The sequence below is a fragment of the Rhizobium sp. NPDC092011 genome (assembly GCF_044756305.1).
Classification (GTDB): Bacteria; Pseudomonadota; Alphaproteobacteria; order Rhizobiales; family Rhizobiaceae; genus Rhizobium.
In genome coordinates this window covers 506,288-528,952 of record NZ_JBIVSO010000004.1, presented here as the reverse complement: position 1 = coordinate 528,952, position 22,665 = coordinate 506,288, and the positions used below count along the sequence as shown (strand labels likewise).

22 protein-coding genes and 1 pseudogene are annotated in these 22,665 nt (G+C 60.0%); 9 read left to right on the top strand and 14 right to left on the bottom strand.

What is annotated here, in order from left to right; all coding sequences use genetic code 11:
• Positions 1–351 precede the first annotated feature (351 nt).
• From ACIQJ2_RS20780 to leuB, 4 genes are all read right to left on the bottom strand, one after another.
• On the bottom strand, positions 352–1,101 hold the full coding sequence (locus tag ACIQJ2_RS20780) for a glucose 1-dehydrogenase (protein WP_199150537.1): 750 nt from the start codon (positions 1,099–1,101) through the stop codon (positions 352–354).
• Positions 1,102–1,260: 159 nt separating this feature from the next.
• Positions 1,261–1,551: an ArsR/SmtB family transcription factor gene (locus tag ACIQJ2_RS20775; protein ID WP_400671126.1), complete on the bottom strand. Its 291-nt coding sequence runs from the start codon at positions 1,549–1,551 to the stop codon at positions 1,261–1,263.
• A 165-nt stretch (positions 1,552–1,716) separates the two neighbouring features.
• Complete coding sequence (gene lpxE / locus ACIQJ2_RS20770; protein WP_400671123.1) at positions 1,717–2,517, bottom strand: lipid A 1-phosphatase LpxE; 801 nt, start codon at positions 2,515–2,517, stop codon at positions 1,717–1,719.
• Positions 2,518–2,804: 287 nt separating this feature from the next.
• Positions 2,805–3,917: a 3-isopropylmalate dehydrogenase gene (leuB, locus tag ACIQJ2_RS20765; protein WP_199149542.1), complete on the bottom strand. Its 1,113-nt coding sequence runs from the start codon at positions 3,915–3,917 to the stop codon at positions 2,805–2,807.
• Between the two features lie 360 nt (positions 3,918–4,277).
• Between leuB and ACIQJ2_RS20760 the strand changes: the two genes are divergently transcribed.
• Positions 4,278–4,571: a GIY-YIG nuclease family protein gene (locus ACIQJ2_RS20760; RefSeq protein ID WP_199149543.1), complete on the top strand. Its 294-nt coding sequence runs from the start codon at positions 4,278–4,280 to the stop codon at positions 4,569–4,571.
• Between the two features lie 257 nt (positions 4,572–4,828).
• Here ACIQJ2_RS20760 and ACIQJ2_RS20755 read toward each other — a convergent pair whose 3' ends face one another.
• The 3 genes from ACIQJ2_RS20755 to ACIQJ2_RS20745 form a co-directional block, all read right to left on the bottom strand.
• Entirely contained in the window at positions 4,829–5,647 is an 819-nt protein-coding gene (locus ACIQJ2_RS20755; protein WP_199149544.1) for a sugar phosphate isomerase/epimerase family protein, read from the bottom strand.
• Between the two features lie 276 nt (positions 5,648–5,923).
• Positions 5,924–6,532 carry a 3-isopropylmalate dehydratase small subunit gene (leuD, locus tag ACIQJ2_RS20750; protein WP_400671119.1) on the bottom strand — a complete coding sequence of 203 codons (609 nt, stop codon included), beginning with the start codon at positions 6,530–6,532 and terminating at the stop codon, positions 5,924–5,926.
• 187 nt (positions 6,533–6,719) lie between these two features.
• Positions 6,720–6,956: a hypothetical protein gene (locus ACIQJ2_RS20745; RefSeq protein ID WP_199096262.1), complete on the bottom strand. Its 237-nt coding sequence runs from the start codon at positions 6,954–6,956 to the stop codon at positions 6,720–6,722.
• 111 nt (positions 6,957–7,067) lie between these two features.
• Here ACIQJ2_RS20745 and ACIQJ2_RS20740 point away from each other — a divergent pair, with 111 nt between their 5' ends.
• On the top strand, positions 7,068–8,000 hold the full coding sequence (locus ACIQJ2_RS20740) for an HpcH/HpaI aldolase/citrate lyase family protein (RefSeq protein WP_400671116.1): 933 nt from the start codon (positions 7,068–7,070) through the stop codon (positions 7,998–8,000).
• Positions 8,001–8,020: 20 nt separating this feature from the next.
• On the top strand, positions 8,021–8,227 hold the full coding sequence (locus ACIQJ2_RS20735) for a DUF1737 domain-containing protein (RefSeq protein ID WP_400671113.1): 207 nt from the start codon (positions 8,021–8,023) through the stop codon (positions 8,225–8,227).
• Positions 8,228–8,294: 67 nt separating this feature from the next.
• On the opposite strand, the gene ACIQJ2_RS20730 is transcribed toward ACIQJ2_RS20735, so the two are convergent.
• Complete coding sequence (locus tag ACIQJ2_RS20730; protein ID WP_199149548.1) at positions 8,295–8,732, bottom strand: metallopeptidase family protein; 438 nt, start codon at positions 8,730–8,732, stop codon at positions 8,295–8,297.
• 277 nt (positions 8,733–9,009) lie between these two features.
• Here ACIQJ2_RS20730 and ACIQJ2_RS20725 point away from each other — a divergent pair, with 277 nt between their 5' ends.
• The 5 genes from ACIQJ2_RS20725 to bfr all read left to right on the top strand — a co-directional run bounded on the left by ACIQJ2_RS20725 (position 9,010) and on the right by bfr (position 15,821).
• A complete protein-coding gene (locus tag ACIQJ2_RS20725; protein WP_400671109.1) occupies positions 9,010–9,978 on the top strand; it encodes an ImuA family protein in 969 nt (322 codons plus the stop codon).
• Positions 9,979–10,018: 40 nt separating this feature from the next.
• A complete protein-coding gene (locus ACIQJ2_RS20720) occupies positions 10,019–11,446 on the top strand; it encodes a Y-family DNA polymerase (RefSeq protein WP_400671275.1) in 1,428 nt (475 codons plus the stop codon).
• The gene (locus ACIQJ2_RS20715; RefSeq protein ID WP_400671106.1) at positions 11,443–14,916 is read left to right on the top strand and encodes an error-prone DNA polymerase; all 3,474 of its coding nucleotides are present in this window, start codon (positions 11,443–11,445) and stop codon (positions 14,914–14,916) included. Before ACIQJ2_RS20720 ends, ACIQJ2_RS20715 begins: the two co-directional genes overlap by 4 nt.
• Positions 14,917–15,058: 142 nt before the next feature.
• Positions 15,059–15,370, top strand: a complete 312-nt coding sequence (locus ACIQJ2_RS20710; RefSeq protein ID WP_199095147.1) for a (2Fe-2S)-binding protein — start codon at positions 15,059–15,061, stop codon at positions 15,368–15,370.
• Positions 15,336–15,821 (top strand): bacterioferritin, encoded by a 486-nt coding sequence (gene bfr / locus ACIQJ2_RS20705; protein ID WP_069611399.1) that lies wholly within the window; start codon positions 15,336–15,338, stop codon positions 15,819–15,821. The genes ACIQJ2_RS20710 and bfr overlap by 35 nt, the downstream gene beginning before the upstream one ends.
• 106 nt (positions 15,822–15,927) lie before the next feature.
• On the opposite strand, the gene ACIQJ2_RS20700 is transcribed toward bfr, so the two are convergent.
• The 6 genes and pseudogenes from ACIQJ2_RS20700 to rsfS form a co-directional block, all read right to left on the bottom strand.
• Positions 15,928–16,467: an RNA pyrophosphohydrolase gene (locus ACIQJ2_RS20700; protein ID WP_199149551.1), complete on the bottom strand. Its 540-nt coding sequence runs from the start codon at positions 16,465–16,467 to the stop codon at positions 15,928–15,930.
• A gap of 16 nt (positions 16,468–16,483) precedes the next feature.
• On the bottom strand, positions 16,484–17,668 hold the full coding sequence (locus tag ACIQJ2_RS20695) for a divergent polysaccharide deacetylase family protein (protein ID WP_400671101.1): 1,185 nt from the start codon (positions 17,666–17,668) through the stop codon (positions 16,484–16,486).
• 226 nt (positions 17,669–17,894) lie between these two features.
• Positions 17,895–19,223 (bottom strand): S41 family peptidase, encoded by a 1,329-nt coding sequence (locus ACIQJ2_RS20690; RefSeq protein ID WP_199149553.1) that lies wholly within the window; start codon positions 19,221–19,223, stop codon positions 17,895–17,897.
• Complete coding sequence (locus tag ACIQJ2_RS20685; protein WP_199149554.1) at positions 19,213–20,664, bottom strand: murein hydrolase activator EnvC; 1,452 nt, start codon at positions 20,662–20,664, stop codon at positions 19,213–19,215. The genes ACIQJ2_RS20690 and ACIQJ2_RS20685 overlap by 11 nt, the downstream gene beginning before the upstream one ends.
• A 170-nt stretch (positions 20,665–20,834) precedes the next feature.
• The gene (gene rlmH, locus ACIQJ2_RS20680) at positions 20,835–21,317 is read right to left on the bottom strand and encodes a 23S rRNA (pseudouridine(1915)-N(3))-methyltransferase RlmH (protein ID WP_199149555.1); all 483 of its coding nucleotides are present in this window, start codon (positions 21,315–21,317) and stop codon (positions 20,835–20,837) included.
• A gap of 169 nt (positions 21,318–21,486) precedes the next feature.
• Positions 21,487–21,929, bottom strand: a pseudogene (gene rsfS / locus ACIQJ2_RS20675) (ribosome silencing factor).
• Positions 21,930–22,205: 276 nt separating this feature from the next.
• Here rsfS and ACIQJ2_RS20670 point away from each other — a divergent pair.
• A complete protein-coding gene (locus ACIQJ2_RS20670) occupies positions 22,206–22,589 on the top strand; it encodes a winged helix-turn-helix domain-containing protein (protein WP_400671097.1) in 384 nt (127 codons plus the stop codon).
• The last annotated feature ends 76 nt before the right edge of the window (positions 22,590–22,665 follow it).

Here is a 22,665-nt window from a genome sequence, read left to right as displayed (position 1 = left end):
GGGCGTTTCCGCTTTTCGTCGAGACGTTAGAATGCGCTATCTTCTTGTTTCTCCGGGTATTTCGGGCTGAAGTCGCTGCGCATTTTTCCTGGAAATGTTCCAAGGGAGTTCGATGATATTCGCTGCTGCGTTGGATCGGATTGAAGACAGGGATCTGTTTTGAAAAATTGCGCCGACACATCGCTTTGCTGCATGGTCGGCTACGATGCTAGGCGGAAAACCCGAACACCCATACTAGATAGGAAAATCGAATGGTTTGGCAATCGCTTGCTAAGCCATCGGCCGGGTGCGCGGTTGCGCTGCGCCCGGCCGATGGTTCTCTTTTCTGAAGACGGCATCGCGAATGCGCGATTACTTCAAGCCGCCGCCGGCATAGATGGTTTCACCGGTCAGCCAGGCGGACTCTGATGAAGCGAGGAAGACGGCGATCGGAGCGATGTCGGTCGGCTGGCCGAGGCGGCCAAGAGGCGTCTGCGAGACGAGATGCTTTTCGAAGTCGCTGCCGAGAAAGCCGGCGGCGACGACGCCTTCCGTCTCGACGCCGCCTGGCGCCAGATTGTTGACCCGGATGTTCCTCGAACCCAGTTCCTTGGCAAGAACCTGGGTGATCGAACTCACGGCGGCCTTGGTTGCGGTGTAAACCGATGCAGTCGGCAGGTTCATGCTGACCGCATTCGAGCCGATGTTGATGATATTGCCGCCTTGCGGACCGAAATGCTTCACCGCTTCCTGTGTGGTCAGCAGCGTGCCGAGCACATTGATATTGAATTCACGGTGGAATTCCTCCTCGGTGAATTCCTCGATCGGCGCGAATTGATAGACGCCGGCATTGTTGACGAGGATGTCGACGGCGCCGAAGGCCTGTTTCGTTTCCGCAAAGAGGCGTTTGACGTCTTCGGATTTGGAAACATCGCCGTGGACGGCGAGCGCCTTGCCGCCCTTGGCCGCGATGTCAGCCACAACCTTGTCGGCGCCTTCGCGGCTCGACGCATAGTTGACGACCACGGATGCGCCCGCTTCAGCCATCGCCTTGGCGATTCCGGCGCCGATGCCCTTGGATGCTCCGGTTACGATCGCGACCTTGCCTGCCAATTTGCTCATGTCATTTTCCTTCGGAAATTGTTCGATAGTTTTATAATTATCTAATCGTTTGACGTATGCGACCCGAAAACTATTCGGCATCGTCACTTTGATATTTAGATAATCATCTAATTGATACAAGGGCGGGGATAAAAAATGCCGATCGAGCGAACGAAAGCGTCAGATCTTGGAGAGTTCGGCCATGTAGGCGTTCAGCGTATCGCGGCGCAGGACGAGGCTTGCGAACTTGCCTTCGCGCTGGATCTCGATGAGTCCTGCGTTTTCGAGTTCCTTGATGTGGTGCGACATGGTTGCGGCGCTGACGGTGTGACACTCGTTCAGAAGGCTGCAGGGCGTGGGCTGGGTGCGGCTGCCGATCTCCTTCAGCATCTGCACGCGGCGCGGCTCGGCAAGCGCTCGGGAAATCAATCCCAGCTGCCTTTCGCTCAAATGTATAGGGCCGATATCCATGGGTTCATCAGACTGAAAACGAAATCGGGTTGACCATTTCTGGCGGTCGACACCTCGTCAGATATATGAACGGGTGATGACCTTGGCAACCTTTGCGATGGAATGGCGCAGCAAGGTTGCGACTTGGTAGACCAAGCGAGTTCCCTTGCCGGTGGGCGCGTGGCGTCATTCCGTGATTTGGCTGAGGGGTCTCAGGCGGCTTGGCAGGCGTAGGCCGGGGAATTTTCCGCGTTTCAGCAGCGGCCATCTCGGGGTCGGCAAGCCAGCGGCGTTGATGCGGAAGAGAATGCCATAACGGGAATAGACGATGGCCGTCATGAAGGAAAACCACCCGCCGAGCGCAAGGCCGGCCATGACGTCGCTCGGATAATGCGCACCGACCATGACGCGGGTGATTGCCAGCCACAGGGCACAGGCGGCGAAGATGTAGCGATAGCGCGGGAAGAGGAAGGCAAGCGCCACGAACAGGGCGCCGATGGTCGTGGCATGACCAGACGGGAAGCTCTCGAAGCTGGCGCGGCCATTGAAGGGCGAGAAGCCGAAAGGTCCCCAATCGGCGAAATGCGTCGGTCGGGCGCGGCCGATGGCGCGCTTCAGCATATTGGCGAGAAGGCCCGAGAGAACGATGGTCGTCAGCAGGTAGCCGCCGATCTGGCAGATGCGTTGCGCCTGACAGCGACAGCGCGGCGCGCGCAGTAACCGACTGGCAGCCCAACCTTCGAAAAACAGGAAGGCGCTAACGATGATGATCCAGCCGGAATCGCCGAAATTGGTCAGCAGCCCACCGAAAAAGCGAATAGCGGGTGAGAGGCTCCCCAGGGCGGCGCCCACCGGCCAGTCGAACAGGAGCGCAGAGAGCAGCACGATATTGGCTGTCAGAAACAGGCAGGTCTTCCAATGGCATGGTGCAAGCGCCGCATCGCTTCGCCGCCAACGCCGATCGAGAGATGCCAAGATCCCCTGCATACTCACCGCCTGATTTTATGTCCAATCAGGGATGACACTTAACAGCGACTTGTTACAATTCTTCTAAAGAATTGTGGCGCAGAGACAGGAATTGCATGAAAACAAGGGGATAGAGGATTTCCAGGCCTTTGCCCGAAATGGAATTATGCAGCAAATTTAAAGCGCTGCGGCGCCCTATGGCACCACATATGATACGCGGTGCTCTGGCCTGGGCCACCGCAGCAAAAAGCCCCGCTCTTCGGATGAAGAACGGGGCTTCGTGTTTCACGTGAAATATAGCAGACGATTTATGCCGAGAGAGCCTTGAATTCGGCGAGGATGGCGTCGCCCATTTCAGCGGTGCCGACCTGGCGGCTACCGGCCGACATGATGTCGCCCGTACGGATGCCGCTGTCGAGAACGTTGGCGATCGCCTTTTCCAGCGCATCGGCTTCGGAAATCATGCCGAAGGAGTAGCGCAGGCACATGGCGAAGGAGGCGATCATGGCGATCGGGTTGGCGATGCCCTTGCCGGCGATGTCAGGCGCCGAGCCATGCACGGGCTCATAGAGCGCCTTGCGCTTGCCAGTCTTGGCATTGGGTGCGCCGAGCGAGGCGGACGGCAGCATGCCGAGCGAGCCGGTGAGCATGGCGGCGACGTCGGACAGCATGTCGCCGAACAAGTTGTCCGTCACGATGACGTCGAACTGCTTCGGCTGGCGTACGAGCTGCATGCCGCCGGCGTCGGCGAGCATGTGCTCAAGCTGCACGTCGGCATATTTTTCCTTATGCGTCGCGGTGACGACCTGGTTCCAGAGCACGCCTGATTTCATGACGTTGCGCTTTTCCATCGAGCAGACGCGATTGTTGCGGGTGCGCGCCAGTTCGAAGGCGACGCCGGCGATACGCTCGATTTCGTAGGTGTCGTAGACCTGGGTGTCTATGCCGCGCTTCTGGCCGTTGCCGAGATCGATGATTTCCTTCGGCTCGCCGAAATAGACGCCGCCGGTGAGTTCGCGGATGATGAGGATGTCGAGGCCGTCGACCAGTTCCGGCTTCAGCGAAGAAGCGGATGCCAGTGCCGGGTAGCAGATGGCCGGACGCAGGTTGGCGAACAGCTTGAGATCCTTGCGCAGGCGCAGCAGGCCGGCTTCCGGGCGCACTTCATAAGGAACCGCATCCCACTTCGGACCGCCGACGGCGCCGAAGAGCACGGCGTCAGCGGCCATTGCCTTTTCCATGTCGGCGTCGGAGATCGCCGCGCCATGCGCATCATAGGCGCAACCGCCGACAAGGCCTTCGTCCGTAACGAAGCCGGTGTCCTTCGCCTCGTTCATATAGGCGATGATCTTGCGGACTTCGCCCATGGCCTCGGGGCCGATGCCGTCGCCCGGCAGAAGGAAAAGATTGCGCACTGTCATGGGAAAGCCTCCGCGAGAGAAAAGTTGGGGGGTTTTTAGACCCGCCAATGCGGCTTTTCAAGCGAGGAAGGGGCCGAAACGGTACGGTTTTCGGGCTTTTGAAGGCTGTTGGCCGCTCTCATCCTTCGAGACGGCCTTATAGGCCTTCTCAGGGTGAGGGCTACTTTTCTTGCTCGGTCGTAACAGCAACGATCCTCCTATGAGTTTCGAATGAGGATGGGGTGAGTTATCGACGTGACGAGAGGACGGGCCCTCGCGGTGCGCAGGCCGTTTCGACCACGAGGGCGGGTAAGGGAAAGGAATTGATCGCCTTATACATCCGATGGTAGAAATCGGGCGATCTTAAACCGAAAGCCCATCATGGAAGTCACTGTCTATATTCTACGTTGCAGCGACGGTTCCTATTACACAGGTCTCACCAAGCAAGAGATCGAAGCCCGAGTGTGGGAACATAATGCTGGCATTTATGATGGCTATACGACCACGCGGCGACCAGTCGAGTTGGTGTTCCATGAGGTCTATGATCGCATCATTGATGCGATCGCGCGTGAACGGCAAATCAAGGGCTGGTCACGCCGGAAGAAAGAGGCGCTGATTGCACTGGACTATGAAGCACTGCCGGCATTGTCTCGGCGGGGGGCTGTGCGAAAATGACAGAGATTTAGCAGGCCGACCCTCGTGGTTCGAGGCTACGCCCTTCGGGCTTCGCACCTCACCATGAGGGCGGAGAGAGTACCGCGCCATAACACGGCATATCCCGATAACCCGGTAAATTCATCCTTCGACGCGCTTATCCTTTGGCGAGGGGGGAAATGAGCCGAAAGGCTGATGAGGAGATTAGCCCTCATGGTGAGGAGGCTCAGAGAGCCGTCTCGAACCACGAGGGCGGGTGGCTTGTTTTACCTTGTGCTTTACTCGGCCAGTCCGAGCGAAGCGAGGTAGGCAGCCGAGGCCGGGATCTTCGACTTATCCTTGATCTCGATGATCAGACGCGGATTGCTGTCGAGCTTGGCAAGGGCGGCAAAGACGGCGCGCCAGTGGATGTTGCCTTCGCCGAGGCTCCAGTGACGGTCGGCATAGCCGTCTGCATCCTGCAGGTGAATATGCTGCAGGCGGTTGCCGGCCGCGTGGACGTAGTAGTCGACAGGCGGGGCGCCGGTGTAGCCATGGGCATAATGAGCATGGCCGGTATCGATCGAAACTGCGACGGCAGGTGAATTGAAGCTGTCGGCGAGGCCGACGCGGATATGAGGATCCTTGTCTTCGATATTCTCGATGACCATGGTCAGGCCGATGTCTTCGGCACGCTTGACGGCTTCCTTCAGCGTCTGATGCGTATATTCGATGATCTTTTCGCGCTCGCCCTTGTTGTTGTCGAGGTTGTTGTAGGACCAAGACGTATAGGGGCTATGGATGACCATCTGCGTGGCGCCGATATTGGCGCAGACGTCGAGTGCCTGCAGCAGGCGCTTGGAAACGACGGCGCGGATATCCGGATCCTGCGAGGCGATGATGAAGCCCCAGAACGGGCCATGGATGCCGAGGCGGCCCTGATGGCCGTCGAGCAGCTTGCGGGCGCGTTCGGCCAGCGGCTGCCAGTCGCCGTTCAGGACGTTGGCTTCTACAAAACTCTGCAGCTCCAGATCGCGCGGCTTTTCGAGCAGCCAGTTGCGATGAGTTTCGACGTCGTCAAGCGTCATGGCGGCGCCGACAATAGGAAGGGAGGTCATGGAGAGGCTCCATTGTGTGGAGAGGGGAATAGGGTGGGAGAGAGGCCCGAAGGGTCTCGGCAGGCCTATATGGACCTGCTTCTTGTCGAACATATTACAGCGGGTGAAAAGAGATGTTCGGCCCGTTTCCGAGATTTGTGGCTCCCGGTTATAGAGGGAGGCAAGCGCACATAGTTCCCTCTTTCCGTTTTGACGGGGAGAGGGTGTCCTTTTCGGCATGAAAAAAGCCGGGCTATAAGGCCCGGCTTTGAAATGTGAGAGATGGTGATAAGCCGATCAGGCGGCCCAGGGGCGCGATGCGGCGTTCGTCTTCTCGAAATCGTTGATCGCGGAGGACTTTTCCAGCGTCAGGCCAATATCGTCGAGGCCGTTCAGCAGGCAATGGCGCTTGAATTCGTCGAGTTCGAACTTCAGCGAGCCGCCGTCCGGGCCGGTGATCTCGAGGTTTTCCAGATCGATGGTCAGGATGGCGTTGGAGCCGCGCGAGGCGTCGTCCATCAGCTTGTCGAGATCTTCCTGGCTTACCTTGATCGGCAGAATGCCGTTCTTGAAGCAGTTGTTGTAAAAGATGTCGGCGAAGCTTGTGGATATGACGCAGCGGATGCCGAAGTCGAGAAGCGCCCAGGGTGCATGCTCGCGCGAAGAGCCGCAGCCGAAATTGTCGCCGGCGACGAGGATCTTGGCGTTCTGATAGGCCGGCTTGTTCAGCACGAAGTCTTCGTTCGGCGAACCGTCTTCGTTGTAGCGGGCTTCAGCGAAGAGGCCCTTGCCGAGGCCGGTGCGCTTGATGGTCTTCAGATAATCCTTCGGGATGATCATGTCGGTATCGACATTGACGACCGGGAGCGGCGCTGCGACGCCGGTCAACTTCACGAACTTGTCCATGGGGTCCTGCCTTCATTCTCGTCTAAGCACGAATTATCTTGCCAATAGAACAAATCCGGCCCGAAATGAAGGAGAATCTTGGAAGTGCTCTAAAGCGCAGCGCTTTGGTCGCAGTCTGTTCCTCGGTCACAAGTTCGGACCGAGGCGAAAGCGTACGGCAACAGGCTGCCCTGCCCTTTGTTCGACCTTATAGGTCGATGATCGTGCCGCGACCGTCGTTCCAGATGCGCATTTCGCGCTGGCTGTTCGTCTTCGCCTTGGCACGCACCGGTGCCGGCTTCATGCGCAGTGAAATCGCGCGGGCGGCCATGAGCACGGTCAGAATACCGCCGACAGCAAGCGTGAGTGACACGGTGAACAGCGCCATGGCGGCAAAGACGGTGATACCGGCAAGCGCAATGAACACGGAACGGATATTTTGCATGGTCGAGACCTCTCTACTCACAGCAATGTGGTCCTCATCCCTGTCATCTGCAAGAGGAGCGTGGCTTTTTGTTGACTTGCCTGCCGATTAAAAGCGCGGCAAAACGGCGCTATGAGCGAATTTTCCCCTTCCCGCCCCGCCCGCCTGCGCCGTTCGGTCTTGAGCGTTCCCGCTATCAACCGCCGCGCACTGGATAAGCTTTCGAGTCTGGATTGCGATGCCGTCATCTTCGATCTGGAGGATTCCGTTTCTCCGGAGAAGAAGGCGGAGGCGCGCGAGAATTTGCGGGCCTTTTTCGCTGAGACACCGCTTCCCGGTAAAGAGCGGATCATCCGCATCAATGCGCTTTCCTCCAATTTCGGCGCTGACGACCTGGCGCTGGTCGTGGAGCTGGAGCCGGATGCGGTATTGCTGCCGAAGGTGGATGAGCCGCAGGACGTGACCGGCGTCAGCGATCGGCTTGCGGAAGCCGATGCGCCGGAGAGCCTGCGCATCTGGGCGATGATCGAGACGCCGCGCGGCATCCTGAATGCGGCCGCGATCGCCGAGGCAGGGCGCACGGCCGGCAGCCGGCTTGATTGTTTCGTCGTTGGTCTCAACGATCTCAGGAAGGAAACGGGAGTGCCACCGCAACCGGGGCGCAGCTATCTTGTGCCCTGGCTGATGCAGGTGGTGCTGGCGGTCAGCGCCTATGGGCTCGAGGCTATCGACAGCGTCTTCAACGATTTCAAGGATGCCGAGGCATTCGACGCCGAATGTGGCCAGGGTCGCCTCATGGGTTTTTCCGGCAAGATGCTGATCCATCCGAACCAGATCGAAGCCGCCAACCGGCACTTCGGCCTCGACGAGGCTGCCATTGCCGAGGCGAGAGCCATCATATCAGCCTTTGCCGAACCGGATGCCGCCACTCTCAACGTCGTGAATCTTGGCGGGCGGATGGTGGAGCGGCTGCACCTTGTCCAGGCGGAGAGACTCGTCCATAAAGCTCGCCTGATCGAGCAGCGTTCCGGCGCGGCCGCAGCGCTTGCACCGGCGTGTGACTGAAAAACAAGAAAGATGTTCTGATGAAACTCTACCGCTTCCTCACCGGTCCCGACGACGCTTCCTTCTGCCACAAGGTGACTGCAGCGCTGAACAAGGGCTGGGAGCTGTCGGGCTCGCCGACCTATGCCTTCAATGCCGCGTCGGGCCAGATGCAGTGCGGCCAGGCTGTCGTCAAGGAAGTTGCCGGTCAGGATTACGAGCCGGAGATGAAGCTTTCCGAGCAATGACCCGGAAGTGGTTGCCTTATCGAAGGTTTGATGCCCTTCCCTGACCGTCTTGCGGTCAGGGCCGATATCACCGATCCGTCGCTTCCTCGGCGCTTGCCTCGATGCGCTCCATGTCCTCGTCACTCAGGCCGAAATGGTGGCCGATCTCGTGGATCAGGACGTGGGTGATGATATCGCCGAGAGTTTCCTCGTTTTCAGCCCAGTAATCGATGATCGGCCGCCGGTAGAGGCGGATCTTGTTCGGCATGTCGCCGGTCTGGGCGGTAAAGCGCTCCGAAATCCCGCGACCTTCGAAGAGGCCGAGCAGGTCGAAGGGGGTTTCCAGCGCCATATCCTCGAAGACTTCGTCATCGGGAAAATCCTCGATGAGGATGATGAGGTTACCTGTGAGCGAGCGAAATTCGTCCGGCAGGTGGCTGTAAGCCTCCATAGCCAGAGATTCGAATGTGCTGATTGAGGGCGCGTGGCGGTCCCGCCAATCCTCGCTCTGGTCAATGCGAGCCATGAATGCTTCCTTCCTTGGCTGGTCATATAGAGACTTTGCGCAGCTTTTACGAGAGCGGATTACGGCATGATGCCGAAAAGTGTTTGAGCGGTTTTCGGACGACATCATGCCTTACTTCTTTGATTTTAGAGCGGATTCAGATTTTAGGTCGAATAGACCTAAAATCATCCGGCTCTAAGCAAAGGAATATTTTCTCATGAAATGGTGTTGACTCTTTTATCAAGCTCTGGAATCCATAAGAACATAACAGGAACATTACTGATATGGAGTGACCGTCATGGCCGAGGCTGCCGTGGCGCGGGAAACGCTTTTTGCCCTGCGTGAAACCATTGCCAGACTGGAAGGCAGGCCGATCCCGGCACTGGCTGCAGCGGCGCATGAAAAGCTGGCGGCCACGCCGGCCACGCGGGGGGCAGGTCTTGCGACCTCCCTGTCCGAGCTACCGGTTCTTGCAACCGGGGTCGAGGATCTCGATGTCGCGATGCAGGGCGGCCTGCCGCTCGATGCGTTGACGGAAATCCGCTCGCTCGGGCTGCGCGATGCCGGGGCGGCCAGCGGCTTCACCCTTGCGCTCGCCGCGCAGGTTGGAGCGCAAGCTGCCGGTGCGGACGCAGCGGCTATCTCTCCGATCCTGTGGATCGGCGACACGGTCGCCACGATGGAAGCGGGCCTGCCCTATGCCATCGGTCTCAGAGATTTCGGGCTGGAGCCGACGACCTTCCTGCAGGCTTCGCCGCGCAAGCTGGAGGAGGCGCTCTGGCTGGCGGAGGCGGCCCTTGGCAGTGCGGCCTTTGCCGTCGTCATTCTGGAAGTGCGCGGCAATCCCTCGCGTTTCGGCCTGACCGAGAGCCGGCGGCTGGCGTTGAGGGCCAAGGCGGCGGGACGGCCCTTGTTTCTGTTGCGACAGGGAGGCGAGGAGGAGGCGAGCAGCGCCCTCTTCCGCTTCTCCGTCGAACCCGCGCCGGCGCAGGCGCGGCCACTGCCGGACGGATCGGTGCTTGGCGGCAGCATCGGTCATCCGGCTTTTCGTCTGACCTTGGAAAAGAGCCGCAACCCGGCGCCTCTTTCCATAACCCTGGAGTGGAATGCCCATGACCGCCGCTTTGCCCCTGTCTCCGACGTTCAGCACCCTGCCTTTCCCGGCGAACACGCAGCGTATTCTGGCGCTGACCTTTCCGCATCTGCCGACCGACCGCATCGCGCGCAAGCGCTGGGGGCTGTCGTGGCGTTCGACAGGCAGGCTTGAAACGCCGCCGCTGGTCTGTGCCGGCAAGCTCAACAATGCCGTGCGGCTAACCGCGCTCAACGAGCGGGCGGAGATGATCGGCCTGAAGCCGGGCCAGGGCGTGGCCGAAGCGAGAGCAATCTGCCCTACCCTCGATGTCGTCGAGGAGGATCCGATGGCGGATCGCAAGCTTCTGGAAGCGATCGCCGACTGGTGCGATCGCTATACGCCGCTGGTGGCGATCGATGGCAAGGATGGCCTGTTTCTTGACATTACCGGCTGCGCTCATCTCTTCGGCGGAGAAGAGGCTCTGCTCGAAGACGTGCTGATCCGGATTTCCCGGTTGGGGCTCGATGTGCGCGGCGCGATTTCCTCCGCGCCCGGCTTATCCTGGGCGGTAGCTCGCTTCGACGACAGCCGTGTCGTTGCTCCCGAAGCCATGGAGGAGGCTCTGGCGCCGCTGCCGGTGGCCTCCTTAAGGCTCGGAGAGGAAACTATTGCCGCGTTGCAGAAGATGGGTCTGAAACAGACGGGCGATCTTTTGGCCGCGCCGCGTGCGCCGCTTGCCCGCCGTTTCGGCGCGCAGCTGCTGTTGCGGCTCGATCAGGCCGTCGGCCTTGTCGAAGAACCGATCTCGCCGCGCCGGCCGGTCGCGCAATTGTCGGCCGAGCGCCGGCTGGCCGAGCCGGTGCAGGCGGAGGCGGATCTTCTGGAACTTGCCCGGCAGCTTGCCGACACGCTGAAGCCGGGGCTTGAGGCGCGCGGCATCGGCGGCCGTTCCTTTGAGCTTCTGCTCTTCCGGGTGGATGGCGCGGTCTTCCGCATAGCCGCCGGCGCTTCGCAGCCGCTGCGGGAGCCAAAGCGGATCGCAGGCCTGTTCACCGAGCGCTTTACCGCCATTCATGATGATCTCGATGTCGGCTATGGTTTTGAGATCGTCCGCCTCAACGTGCTGCAGCATGCGGCCTTCGATGCAACGCAGGGCGATTTCGTCGGGGAGGGCCGGCAGGACAGCTCGCTTGCCGCCTTTGTCGACCGGGTGGCTGCCCGGCTGGGGCCGGATTGCATCCAGGGGTTCGAACTGCGGCAGAGCCATATTCCCGAGCGGGCCTCCCGGCCGGTGCCGGCCATGCATGTGCTCGCCGCTCATAGACGGACGGGCAGCGACCATGCCGGCCACGGCTTTTTCCGCGGCGAGCGACCGCTACGGCTGTTCCGCACGCCAGAGCTGGTCGAAACCGTTGCCGCCGAGGTGCCCGATGGCCCTCCCCGGCAATTCCGCTGGCGGCGGATCATGCACCGGGTCAGCCGGGCCGAAGGGCCGGAACGGCTTTCGGCGGAATGGTGGCTTGAGGAAAAGGAAGAGCCTGCCCGCGATTATTTCCAGATCGAGGATGAAGAGGGCCATCGCTTCTGGCTGTTCCGCAAGGGTCTCTACGGCCGAGGCGGAACGGCGCCGGATTGGTATATGCATGGGGTCTTCGCATGAACGCGCGCCCGAGCTTTCACGCACCCGTGCCTTTCTGCGAGATCGGGGTGAGAACGAATTTCTCCTTTCTTGAAGGGGCCTCGCATCCGGAAGAGATGGTGGCGCAAGCCGCTCTCCTGAAACTTTCCGGATTTGGGATTGCAGACCGCAATTCCGTTGCCGGCGTGGTCAAGGCGCATGCGCATACCAAGCTTCTTTGGGCGGAATACAAGAGGACCATTGAGGAAAACATTGAACTTCGAGCCAAAGGGAAACCGGAAAAGCCGCTCCTGAAGCCGGTCGCTTTCCAGCCTGGCGCTCGCTTGGTCTTTTCGGACGACACCCCCGACATTCTTGCCTATCCGCAGAACCGCAAAGGCTGGGCGCATCTTTGCCGGCTGTTGAGCGCAGGCAACCTGCGTGGTGAAAAAGGCACCTGCATCCTCAACGAAAGCGACCTGATGGAATGGGGCGACGAGATGATGCTGGCGCTCGTTCCGGATGCTGCGAGCGTGGAGACGACGGAAGGGCAGGCAAAGCTGGAACAATGCCTGGTGCGGCTATGGATGCGCTTCGGCAGGAAATTTCATATGGTCTTGTCGCCGGCCTATGACGGGCGGGACCGGCTGGTCTTCGCCACGCTCTCCATCATCGCGCTCCGAAACGGCGTGCGGCTGATTGCCAGCAACCAGCCGCTCTATCATGCAACCGAACGCAAGCCGCTTGCCGATATCGTCGTTTCGATCCGCGAGCATGTGCCGATCGCCGAGGCCGGTTTCGAGCTGGCGGCCAACGCCGAACGCTATCTGAAGGATGCTGCCGAGATGGGCCGTCTTCTCAGGGATTATCCGAAAGCCCTTGCCAATACGCAGAAATTCTTTAGTCGGCTGTCTTTTTCGCTAGACGAGCTGAAGCATAATTATCCTGATGAAAGCACTGCGGGAGAAACCGTTTCGGAAACGCTGGAGCGGTTGACGCGGGAGGGTGCGAAATGGCGCTATCCCAATGGAATCCCCGAAAAGGTCGCTAAACAGATCGATCATGAGCTCGTTCTTATTCGGGAACGGCAATATGAGCCCTATTTCCTGACGGTGCATCGGATCATGGAGTTTGCCCGCAGCGAAAATATCCTCTGCCAGGGGCGTGGATCGGCCGCGAATTCAACGGTCTGTTATTGCCTCCGGATTACCGAGGTCAATCCGGAGATCACGATGCTCCTGTTCGAGCGCTTCATCTCGACGGAACGCGAGGAGCCGCCTGACATCGATGTCGATTTCGAGCATGAGAAGCGTGAAGAGGTTATCCAGTTCATCTATAGGCATTACAAGAAGGAGCATGCTGGACTGACGGCGGCCGTCACCAGCTACCGTGCCCGCTCGGCCGGCCGCGAGGTGGCCAAGGCCTTCGGCCTGTCGGAGGATGTGCAGTCTGCCCTTGCAAGCGGTGTCTGGGGCTGGTCGACGGAGGAATTGTCCGAGCGCGAAGCGAAGGTTGCCGGCCTCGATCTCACCGACAAGACGACGCGGAATGTCCTTTCCTATGCCACGACGCTGATGGGATTTCCTCGGCATCTGACGCAGCATGTCGGCGGCTTCGTCATCACCCGGGATCGGCTCGATGAAGTCGTACCGATCATGCATACGGCGATGGACGATCGCTACATGATCGAGTGGAACAAGGACGATCTCGACAATCTCAACATCTTGAAGATCGATGTTCTGGCGCTCGGCATGCTGACCTGTCTCGCCAAGGCTTTCGATCTGCTGCTGTTGCATTACAACGTGAAGAAGGAACTCGCCGATCTCGGTTACGCTAATTATCCCGATGGTGGACCGGTCTATGACATGATCTGCCGCGCCGACACGATCGGCGTTTTCCAGATCGAAAGCCGGGCGCAGATGAGCATGTTGCCGCGTCTGCGGCCCCGTGAATTCTACGATCTGGTTATCGAGGTGGCGATCGTCCGGCCCGGGCCGATCCAAGGCAATATGGTGCACCCCTACCTCAAGCGGCGGGAGGCCAAGCGAGCCGGAAAGGTGCTTGATTATCCGAGCGACGAGCTGGAGGTGGTGCTGAAGCGAACGTTGGGTGTGCCCTTGTTTCAGGAGCAGGCCATGCAAATCGCCATTACGGCAGCGGGGTTTAAGCCTGCGGAGGCTGACAAATTGCGCAGGTCGATGGCGACCTTCAAGCGGACCGGGACCATTCACACTTTCGAGGAGAAGATGGTCGAAGGCATGGTTGCTCGCAACTATGATCGCGAGTTCGCCAAGAATTGTTTCGAGCAGATCAAGGGCTTCGGCGAATATGGCTTTCCCGAGAGCCATGCGGCTTCCTTCGCTCTACTCGTCTACGCCTCTTCCTGGCTGAAGACCTATTATCCCGATGTCTTTTGTGCGGCGATCCTCAATGCCCAGCCGATGGGTTTTTATGCGCCGGCGCAGCTGGTGCGCGATGCCCGCGAGCATGGCGTCGAGGTTCGGCCTGTCGATGTCAATCGGTCGCATTGGGATTGCCTGTTGGAGAAGGCGCATTTCGATCCTGGCGCGATCGAGCAGCGCCATGCGTCGATGCGCGACGATATCAAGACGCAATGTGCCGTCCGTCTCGGCTTCCGGCAGGTTAAAGGCCTGTCGGATAAGGAGATAGAGTTGCTTGTCACGCGTCGTGGCGATGGCTATCGGTCCGTGCGTGATCTCTGGCTACGCTCCGGGCTTGCCAAGGCGCAGATCGAGCGTCTGGCGGATGCGGATGCATTCGGCTCCATCGGTCTCAGCCGGCGGGATGCGCTCTGGGCAGTTCGGGCGCTCGATGCCGGCAGCGCTGCCGAAAAGCTTCCGCTTTTCGATTTCGGCGCCGATCATACGGAACTGCAGGTCGAGCCGGCGGTTACGCTGCCTGAAATGCTGCCTGGCGAGCAGGTCATCGAGGATTATCGCTATCTGTCGCTGTCGCTGAAGGCGCATCCGGTTTCTTTCCTGCGCGGCGATTTCGCGCGGCAGGGCATCGTGCAAAGCCGGGATCTGTCCAATATCGCCAGTGGCCGGATGGTGACGGTTGCCGGACTGGTGCTGGTGCGCCAGCGGCCGGGCTCGGCGAATGGGGTGATCTTTATGACGCTGGAAGACGAGAATGGCGTTGCCAATGCGATCGTCTGGCCAAAAATATTCAATAAATATCGCGCCATCGTCATAGGGGCGCGGTTGGTGAAGATCCGCGGCCGTCTGCAGAGTGAAAGCGGCGTCATCCATGTGGTGGCCGACTATATCGAGGATATCACCTCGGCGCTGGGTATCCTGCAACGTGAGGCACGGCGTTTCGGCGTCAGCGACCGGGCGGACGAGGCGCTGCGGCCGACCATGGATCACAGACAGAAGAAGAAACGCGCCTCGCCGGACCTATTGACGCGCAATACCGGACCAGCGACCGAAGGACGCAGCGATACGACCGAAACGGTGAAAGTCATGCCGCGGGGCCGCAATTTTCATTGAGATGCAGAGCCTCGCATCGTTGGGGCAACATGCCCCCGGTTTTGCCTGCCGATCAAAATGAATCGTTTCTTTCTTGACAAAGTCCGTCTTCTTTAGCAGATAACAAGACAGCGGATGTCATGTTTGACGGGCTGAGCGAAGAATGCTGGTTTGTAGCTGTAATTATATCACCGACAAGGAAATCCGGGACGTCATCAACGAGTTCCTGGATCAGGACTGTTGGCAGCTCATCGTTCCCGCCAAGGTCTATCACGCCATGGAAAAGCGCGGCCGTTGCTGCGGCTGTTTCCCGAATGTCGTTGATATCATTATACAGACAACCGAAGAGTATCATGCCCGTCGCCACTCGACGGAAGCCGAAATTTTTGATTTCATGTCCCGCCTGAAGAAATTCCACGAAGAAAACAGGAGAGCGGACATTGAAAGGCGACAAAAAAGTCATCGAGCGGCTTAACGAGGCGCTGTTCCTCGAGCTTGGCGCAGTCAATCAGTATTGGGTTCATTACCGGCTCCTCGAGGATTGGGGTTACACCAAGCTCGCCAAGAAGGAGCGTGCGGAATCCATCGAAGAGATGCAGCATGCCGATCGCCTCGTTGCACGCATCATCTTTCTCGAAGGCCACCCGAACCTGCAGACGCTGGCGCCACTTCGCATCGGCCAGAATGTCAAGGAAGTGCTGGAAGCCGATCTCGCCGGCGAGTACGACGCCCGCACGGCCTACAAGAAATCCCGCGATATCTGTCACGACGCAGGCGACTATGTCTCGATGAAGCTGTTCGAAGAACTGCTGGCGGACGAAGAAGGTCACATCGACTTTCTGGAAACCCAGCTCGAGCTGCTCGGAAAGATCGGCGAAGCCAAGTATGGCCAGCTCAATGCCGACTCTGCGGATTCCGCCGAATAACAATATATGGATCCGGCCGCCCTTCCAGCGGCCGGTTTCCTCGTAGAGCATTTCTGACGCATTCCGGCCGGAAAACCGCTGCGCACTTTTCCTGGAAATGCTCTATTCAGTCCTCAGCCTTGAGGCCGGCGAGATGCTGGAACTCGGCAACGACCTGTTCGTAGACTGATCGCTTGAAGGCCACGATCAGCCCGGGAAGCTCCGTCATCGGCTTCCATCCCCAGGCGTCGAATTCGGGCTCATGGCCGCCGGGCGGCGGGTTGATGGCGATCTCACCTTCATCTCCGTCGAAACGGAAGGCGAACCAGCGTTGGGTCTGGCCGCGATATTTCCCTCTGAGGCCGATGCCGATCAGCTGCGGCGGCAGATCGTAATTGATCCAGTTCTTCGCTTCCGCCAGCAGCGTCACCGTCTTCATGCCGGTTTCTTCGTAGAGCTCGCGATAGGCGGCCTTCAGCGGGTCTTCGCCGTCGTCTATGCCGCCTTGCGGCATCTGCCAGAGCTGCGGCGAACCATCATACTCCGAGTTGCCGTCCGGGATGCGCCTGCCGGCCCAGACCAGGCCGTCCCGGTTCAGGATCATGATGCCGACGCAGGGGCGATAGGGCAGGTCTTCGGCTCTTACGGGCGCTTGCGGCTTGCTCATCTGTTTCTCCAATAAATCATGGACGTTTCGGGTCGTTGGCAAGCGCCGAGACCGCGACGATTTCGATGCCGCGCATGGCGGCTTCCTCACTCCACTTGCTGATGGCGTCGACGCTCTCGTCGAAGGCGGAGGCGACGCCGATCGCGGATCCGTTACGACGGGCAATCCGCTCCAGTTCGTCAAGCTTCCGCATGATCGCGTCTTGCTGCAATTCGCCATCGAGCTGCACGTCGGCTAAGGCGTGCGGCACCTCAAGCGTCTTGGCGAGCGTCCCGGATTTGGATTGCGCAGACGAGCCGTCGTCGAGGAAAAGCAGGCCGCGCTTGCCGATATCACGCAGCACCGGCTCCATAGCGCCGGGATTGGCAAGGAAGCGGCCGCCGAGATAGTTCATGATGCCGGTATAGTTGGTAATCTTGCCCATCGCCTTGTGCAGATTGTCGATATTCTTCGTAGCAGACAGCGATGTCAGCAACGTGTCCGGTCCCGGATTGTTGCTGGGATAATCGAATGGCTCGAAGGGAACCTGAATGAGAATTTCGTGGCCGCCGCGCCGTGCATCCTGCATCCAGCGCTGAAGGCTGTTGCCGCTGACCGCGAAGGCCAGGGTGATCTCTTCCGGCAGCTTCTCGATGGCGCGCTGCGTGCCGGTCTGGCTGAGGCCGAGGCCGCTGACGACGATGGCGATGCGCGTGCCGCGGGCGCCGGACCAGGGTCTGGCATACTGATCCATCGGTCTCAGCCCACTCGGCCCGGTGATCGGCAGCTTGCCGAACGGCGAATCCTCCAGCAGGCTGTCGTTCGGCGTCGTCGCCATGCGAGGATCCTGGCCGATCTGATTGGCATTGATCAGGACCGGACCATTGCCATCGCGACTGCCGGGGCTGAACATGGTGACGACGGAACCGTCATCGGTGACGACACGTGTGGTATTGGCTCCTGATTGCGGGTCGACCTGTGTCAGGCTGCTCGTGCCGTTGGTGGACGGCCTGGTGTCGGCCGGCGGAGCTGCATCTTCCTTTTTGGCCGTCTCGATCGGCTGGGTTTTCTTGAGATCGTCGTGCAGCAGCGCCGAATAAAGGGAGAAGCCGGCGATCGCGATCAGGCAGAGGCCGCCGAGAATACGCCCGAAGGGCGGGGTTCTCCGTTGGCGGCCGGGGCCGCGATTCTGTCCCAGCGGTGCATGCAAATCCGTTCCCAAAGTCCGTATCCACCCCAAACGGGAATTTGTTCCGGCGCTGAGCATTCCGTTTTCCAGCGGTTACCGCAATGGAAAATCCTGGCTCAGGCTCAAAGTATTAAAACATCGACGAAACAGTACTGGAACAAGGCCGCGCTTGCCCGATCGAACAGAGCGGAACGATACGCGAGTTCCGCTCTCACGATAGTGAAAGCGCCGGGTCTGTTTCCAGCCCGGCGCCATATCCTTACTTGGAGGAAACCGCCTTTTCCGGGTTCGGCGGGAAGGCCGGATCGGTCTTGTTGCCGCGCAGCAGATCCAGCGCGTAGTTGAGCTGGATATCGTCCTTCGGATCCGGCGGCATGTAGGCCGAGGAGCCGGAGCCCTTGTCGGTTTCGCTCTGGCCCTTGATATGGCCCGGAAGGCTGGATTCGCCCTCAGACGTCAGCTTGCCCTTCAGATCGTCCGGCAGCGGCTGGTCGACCTTGATGTCAGGGGTGATGCCGGTGCCCTGGATCGAGCGGCCCGATGGCGTGTAATAGAGCGCCGTCGTCAGGCGCAACGCACCGTTGCCGTCTCCGAGCGGAATGATCGTCTGGACGGAACCCTTGCCGAAGGACTGGGTGCCGACAACAGTGGCGCGGCGCAGATCCTGCAGAGCGCCAGCGACGATTTCCGAAGCCGAGGCCGAGCCGCCGTTGATGAGCACGATGATCGGCTTGCCGTCGGTCAGATCGCCAGGCGTGGCGTTGAAGCGTCGGGTCTCGTCCGGGTTGCGGCCGCGGGTCGAAACGATCTCGCCGCGTTCGAGGACGTCGTCGGCGACGTTGATCGCCTGGTCGAGCAGACCGCCGGGGTTCAGGCGCAGGTCGAGAACGTAGCCCTTCAGCTTGTCAGCCGGGATATCCTTCTTGATCTTGGCGATCGCGGCTTCGAGATCCGGCGTTGTCTTTTCCGTGAAGGAGATGATGCGGATATAGCCGACATTGCCGCCTTCCTCGCGCGACTTGACGGCAGCGATGGCGATCACGTCGCGAACGATGGTGAGCTCGATCGGCTTGTCCGCGTCCTTGCGCATCAAGGTCAATTTGACCGGCGTCTTGACGGCGCCCTTCATCTTGTTGACGGCATCTTCCAGCTTCAGGCCGCGCACCGACTGGCCGTCGATGGCGGTGATGTAGTCGCCTGCAAGGACACCGGCCTTGGCGGCTGGGGTATCGTCGATCGGGGTGATGACCTTGACGAGATCATTGTCCATCGTGACTTCGATGCCGAGACCGCCGAACTCACCCTTGGTCTGGGTGCGCATGTCTTCGGCATCCTTGGCATTCATGTAGCTGGAATGCGGGTCCAGCGATGACAGCATGCCGTTGATGGCGGCTTCGATCAGCTTGTCTTCCTGGGGTGGCGTCACATACTGGGCGCGAACGCGTTCAAAGACGTCGCCGAAAATCGACAACTCCTTGTAGGTGGACGTTCCCGCGGCTTCGGCCGGCGCCACCGCCGTATAGATAACGCCCATCGCCGTCGCACCCATCAATGCGCCAACGAGAACAAGAGAAGCCCTACGTATCATTGCGTGCCTTTCCAGTGTCTTTGGAGGTCCACCACGGTCGAGAATCGACCGGCTTCCCATCTTTTCGGAATTCAATGTAAAGCGTTGGCCGATCCGTTTCCAGCGCCAATGCGGTCGCACTCGCGACTCTTTTCTGGCCCATCGCGGCGAGCGGCTCGCCGGCGAAAACAAATCTGCCGGGGCGCGTCTTGATCGCGTCCATGCCCGACAGCACCATATGATAGCCGTCGCCGGTATCCAGGATGATCATCTGGCCGTAGCTGCGAAACGCGCCGGCATAGACAACCGTACCATCGGCGGGAGCGGTGACGAGCGCATTCGGACCGGTCGCAATGGTCAATCCCATCGCCGTGTGGCCTGTGCCGTCGTCGTCGCCGAATTGGCGGAGGGTATCGCCCGCCACGGGCAGCTCCAACTTCTTCTTAAGGTCGGAGAAGGCATATGCGGGCGTAATGCGGTTTTTATCGGGCACGCCGCTCTCGGCGAGCGCCTTTGCCTGCTCCCGTTGCTGATCGGTGAGCAGCGCCCGCCGCGCTTCTTCGGCGCGGGCAGCAGCGGCCGCGTCGCGGACCGAGCCGATCTGGCTCTCGAGCGAGGCGACGAGTCCCTCCAGACTGGTCGCCTGACCCGCCAGTTCCTCGGCACGCTTGCGCTCGGCCTCGAGCTGGGCTGAGTTTTCCTTGCTGTGCTTGTCGTTCTCGGCGATCAGCAGGTCCATGCGCCGCTCCTCCTCCAGACTGTTGGTCATGGTGGTGGTGAGGTCGGCTTTTTCGGCAGCCGCAGCCGCATGCAGCTTGCTGAGATCCGTGAGATCGGCAATGAGCTGGTCAGTTTCCTTGCGCATCCCCGGCACGACGGCTCCGAGCAGAATGGCGCTGCGCACGGAGGCGAGTGCGTCGTCGGGCGTCACCAGCAGCGCCGGCGGGGGGTTGCGCCCCATGCGCTCCAGCGCGCCCAGCACTTCGGCCAGCAGGGCGCGGCGCTCATGGAGTGAGCCGCGGATCTTGTCTTCCTTAACCGCCAGGTCCGTCAGCGTCTTCTCGCTTTGCTGGATCTTGCGGTCCAGATCCTTGCGTCGGGCCGCGCTGTCGATCAGCGCCTGGCGCAGGCTCGCCGTGCTCTTGTCGAGCGACGCGATGCTGTCTTCCAGCTCCTTGGTCTTGCCGGAGGAGAGGCTGATCGTCTTCGACAGAGCCTCAAGCTGCGTACGCGTTTCATCGCGCTTGCGGGCAAGTTCGGCCGTCGGGTCCGGGGCCGGCTCTGCGGGGGCTGCCGTTGCCGCCGGGCGGTCGTCCGGTGCCTGCGCTGTGCCGTCGGCGGCTTGCTGTGCGAAGGCCATGTCGCTCAGAGAAAACGGACCGGCCGCATAGGCGCCCACGCCAAGACATGCCGCCAGAGAGGGCAGCAGAAAGCGGGAAAGCATGGGCAGGGCTTTTTTCATCCGGTCGATTCGGGCCTGGTCCCTTCGGATCGCGTGAAAATAAGCCGATTTGTCGCGATCAGCTAGGAAGCATCGTCACTTTTGAGGCGGGAATCAAAACACGCCTGTGTGAGCGTTTCGTTAACGCAAAAAGCCCGAAAGCCAAACTGTTTTCGATGAGGGGGACGCGGTTACACCCGGTGGTAAGGGTGGCCGGAAAGAATGGTCACCGCGCGGTAGAGCTGCTCGGCAATGAGGATGCGCACCAGCTGGTGCGGCCAGGTCAGCTTGCCGAGGCATATGGTCATGTCGGCTTTGTCGTAAAGAGAGGGATCGAGGCCATCGGCACCGCCGATTGCGATCGTCAGGTCGCGCTTGCCCTGATCGCGGAACGTGCCGAGCATGGCAGCGAAGGCCTCGCTGTCCAAAGCTTTGCCGCGTTCGTCGAGAAGAATGAGGACGCCACCTTCCGGGTGCGCCTTTTGCAAGAGGCCCGCCTCTTCGCGCTTGCGGGTCTCGCCATTGGAGGCGCGGCTTTCGGCAACCTCGGTCATGCGCGCCAGCTCCAGGCCGATGGCCGGCCCGGCTTTGGCGAAACGGTCGAGATAGCGAGCCGCAAGATCCTTTTCAGGGCCGGTTTTCAACCGTCCCACCGCAAAAAGACCGATCCGCATTCCCGCTCCCACGCATATTCGCCGCTATGGCGACACAAACAGATTCCTGCCGGACGATCAGGTCCGGCGATGAAAAGCTGCCAACCGGGCCGGGAACGGCGCTCTTGAAGCATTTCGCATTCCGGACGGAAAACCGCTACGCACTTTTCCTGGAAATGCTGTGGCTCGGTTAGTGCAGCGTGCCTTCGTCGAGATCGGGTGCTGCCCACATCTTTTCGATGTTGTAGAACTCGCGGATCTCCGGACGGAAGACATGAACGATGATGTCGCCGGTGTCGATCAACACCCAGTCGCCGCCATCCAGACCTTCGACGCGGGCATTGCCGAAGCCCTCGTCCTTGAGATCGGTCATGAGATGGTCGGCAATCGCCAGGACATGGCGGCTCGAGCGACCGGAGACGATGACCATGTAGTCTCCGAGTGCGGATTTGCCAGCAATGTCGATGGGGACGATATTTTCGGCCTTGGAGTCCTCGAGGCTTACGAGGACGGCTTGCAGGGCTCGGGCAGCGGCATCAGCGCCACGTTCCGGGCTCTTCGGGATAACGACAGGCGCTCTTCCCTTGGCGTGTACTGTTGTCAGTGCTCTTCCTTCCTTGAGTAACAGAACATGCACATACGCGATCTGAGTCGATCACGCTACAAAGATAGGCATCATTGTATAAAGGTTTCAAGACGCCCGAGGTCGCCAATCGACCTCGGGAACAAGGATTTGTGGCGAAAATCGATGAATTGCCACCAGATATGGACAGTTATGGGCAATTTCCCGCCTTTTCGCCTCGCAACGCACGATTGACGGGCAAATTCCTCGCTCGCTCCACCCATCGTCCTTTCCAGGCGCGCGAAGGCCGCGTATACACGGAAACATAGCAAAACATTCCAGATGCCATGACAGACGCTCCGCAGCCATCGTTGAAGCCTATCCTCCGCATCAGCTTTTCGGGGCAGGATCGGCTTGGGCGCGGCAAGATGGAGCTTCTGGAGCATATTCAGGAGACCGGATCCATTTCGGCTGCCGGTCGCGCGATGGACATGTCCTATCGCCGGGCATGGCTGCTCATCAGCGAATTGAACCATATGTTTCGCGAGCCGGTGGTGGAATCGCAACGCGGTGGCCAGAAGGGTGGCGGGGCTGCCCTGACGCCGTTCGGCGAGGAGCTGCTTCGGCGTTTCCGCAGTATGGAAACGACGTTGCGCACGGCCATTGCCGACGATTTGAACTGGCTCGAAGCCAATCGCAGCCCGGCGGACGCATCGCCCAAGAAAGCTTGATAGCTTGCAGAGCGCTTCTGCTTCTCATGAATCGCGAAAACGCTCTATCTTGTTGTGTTCACGCATTCCGGACGGA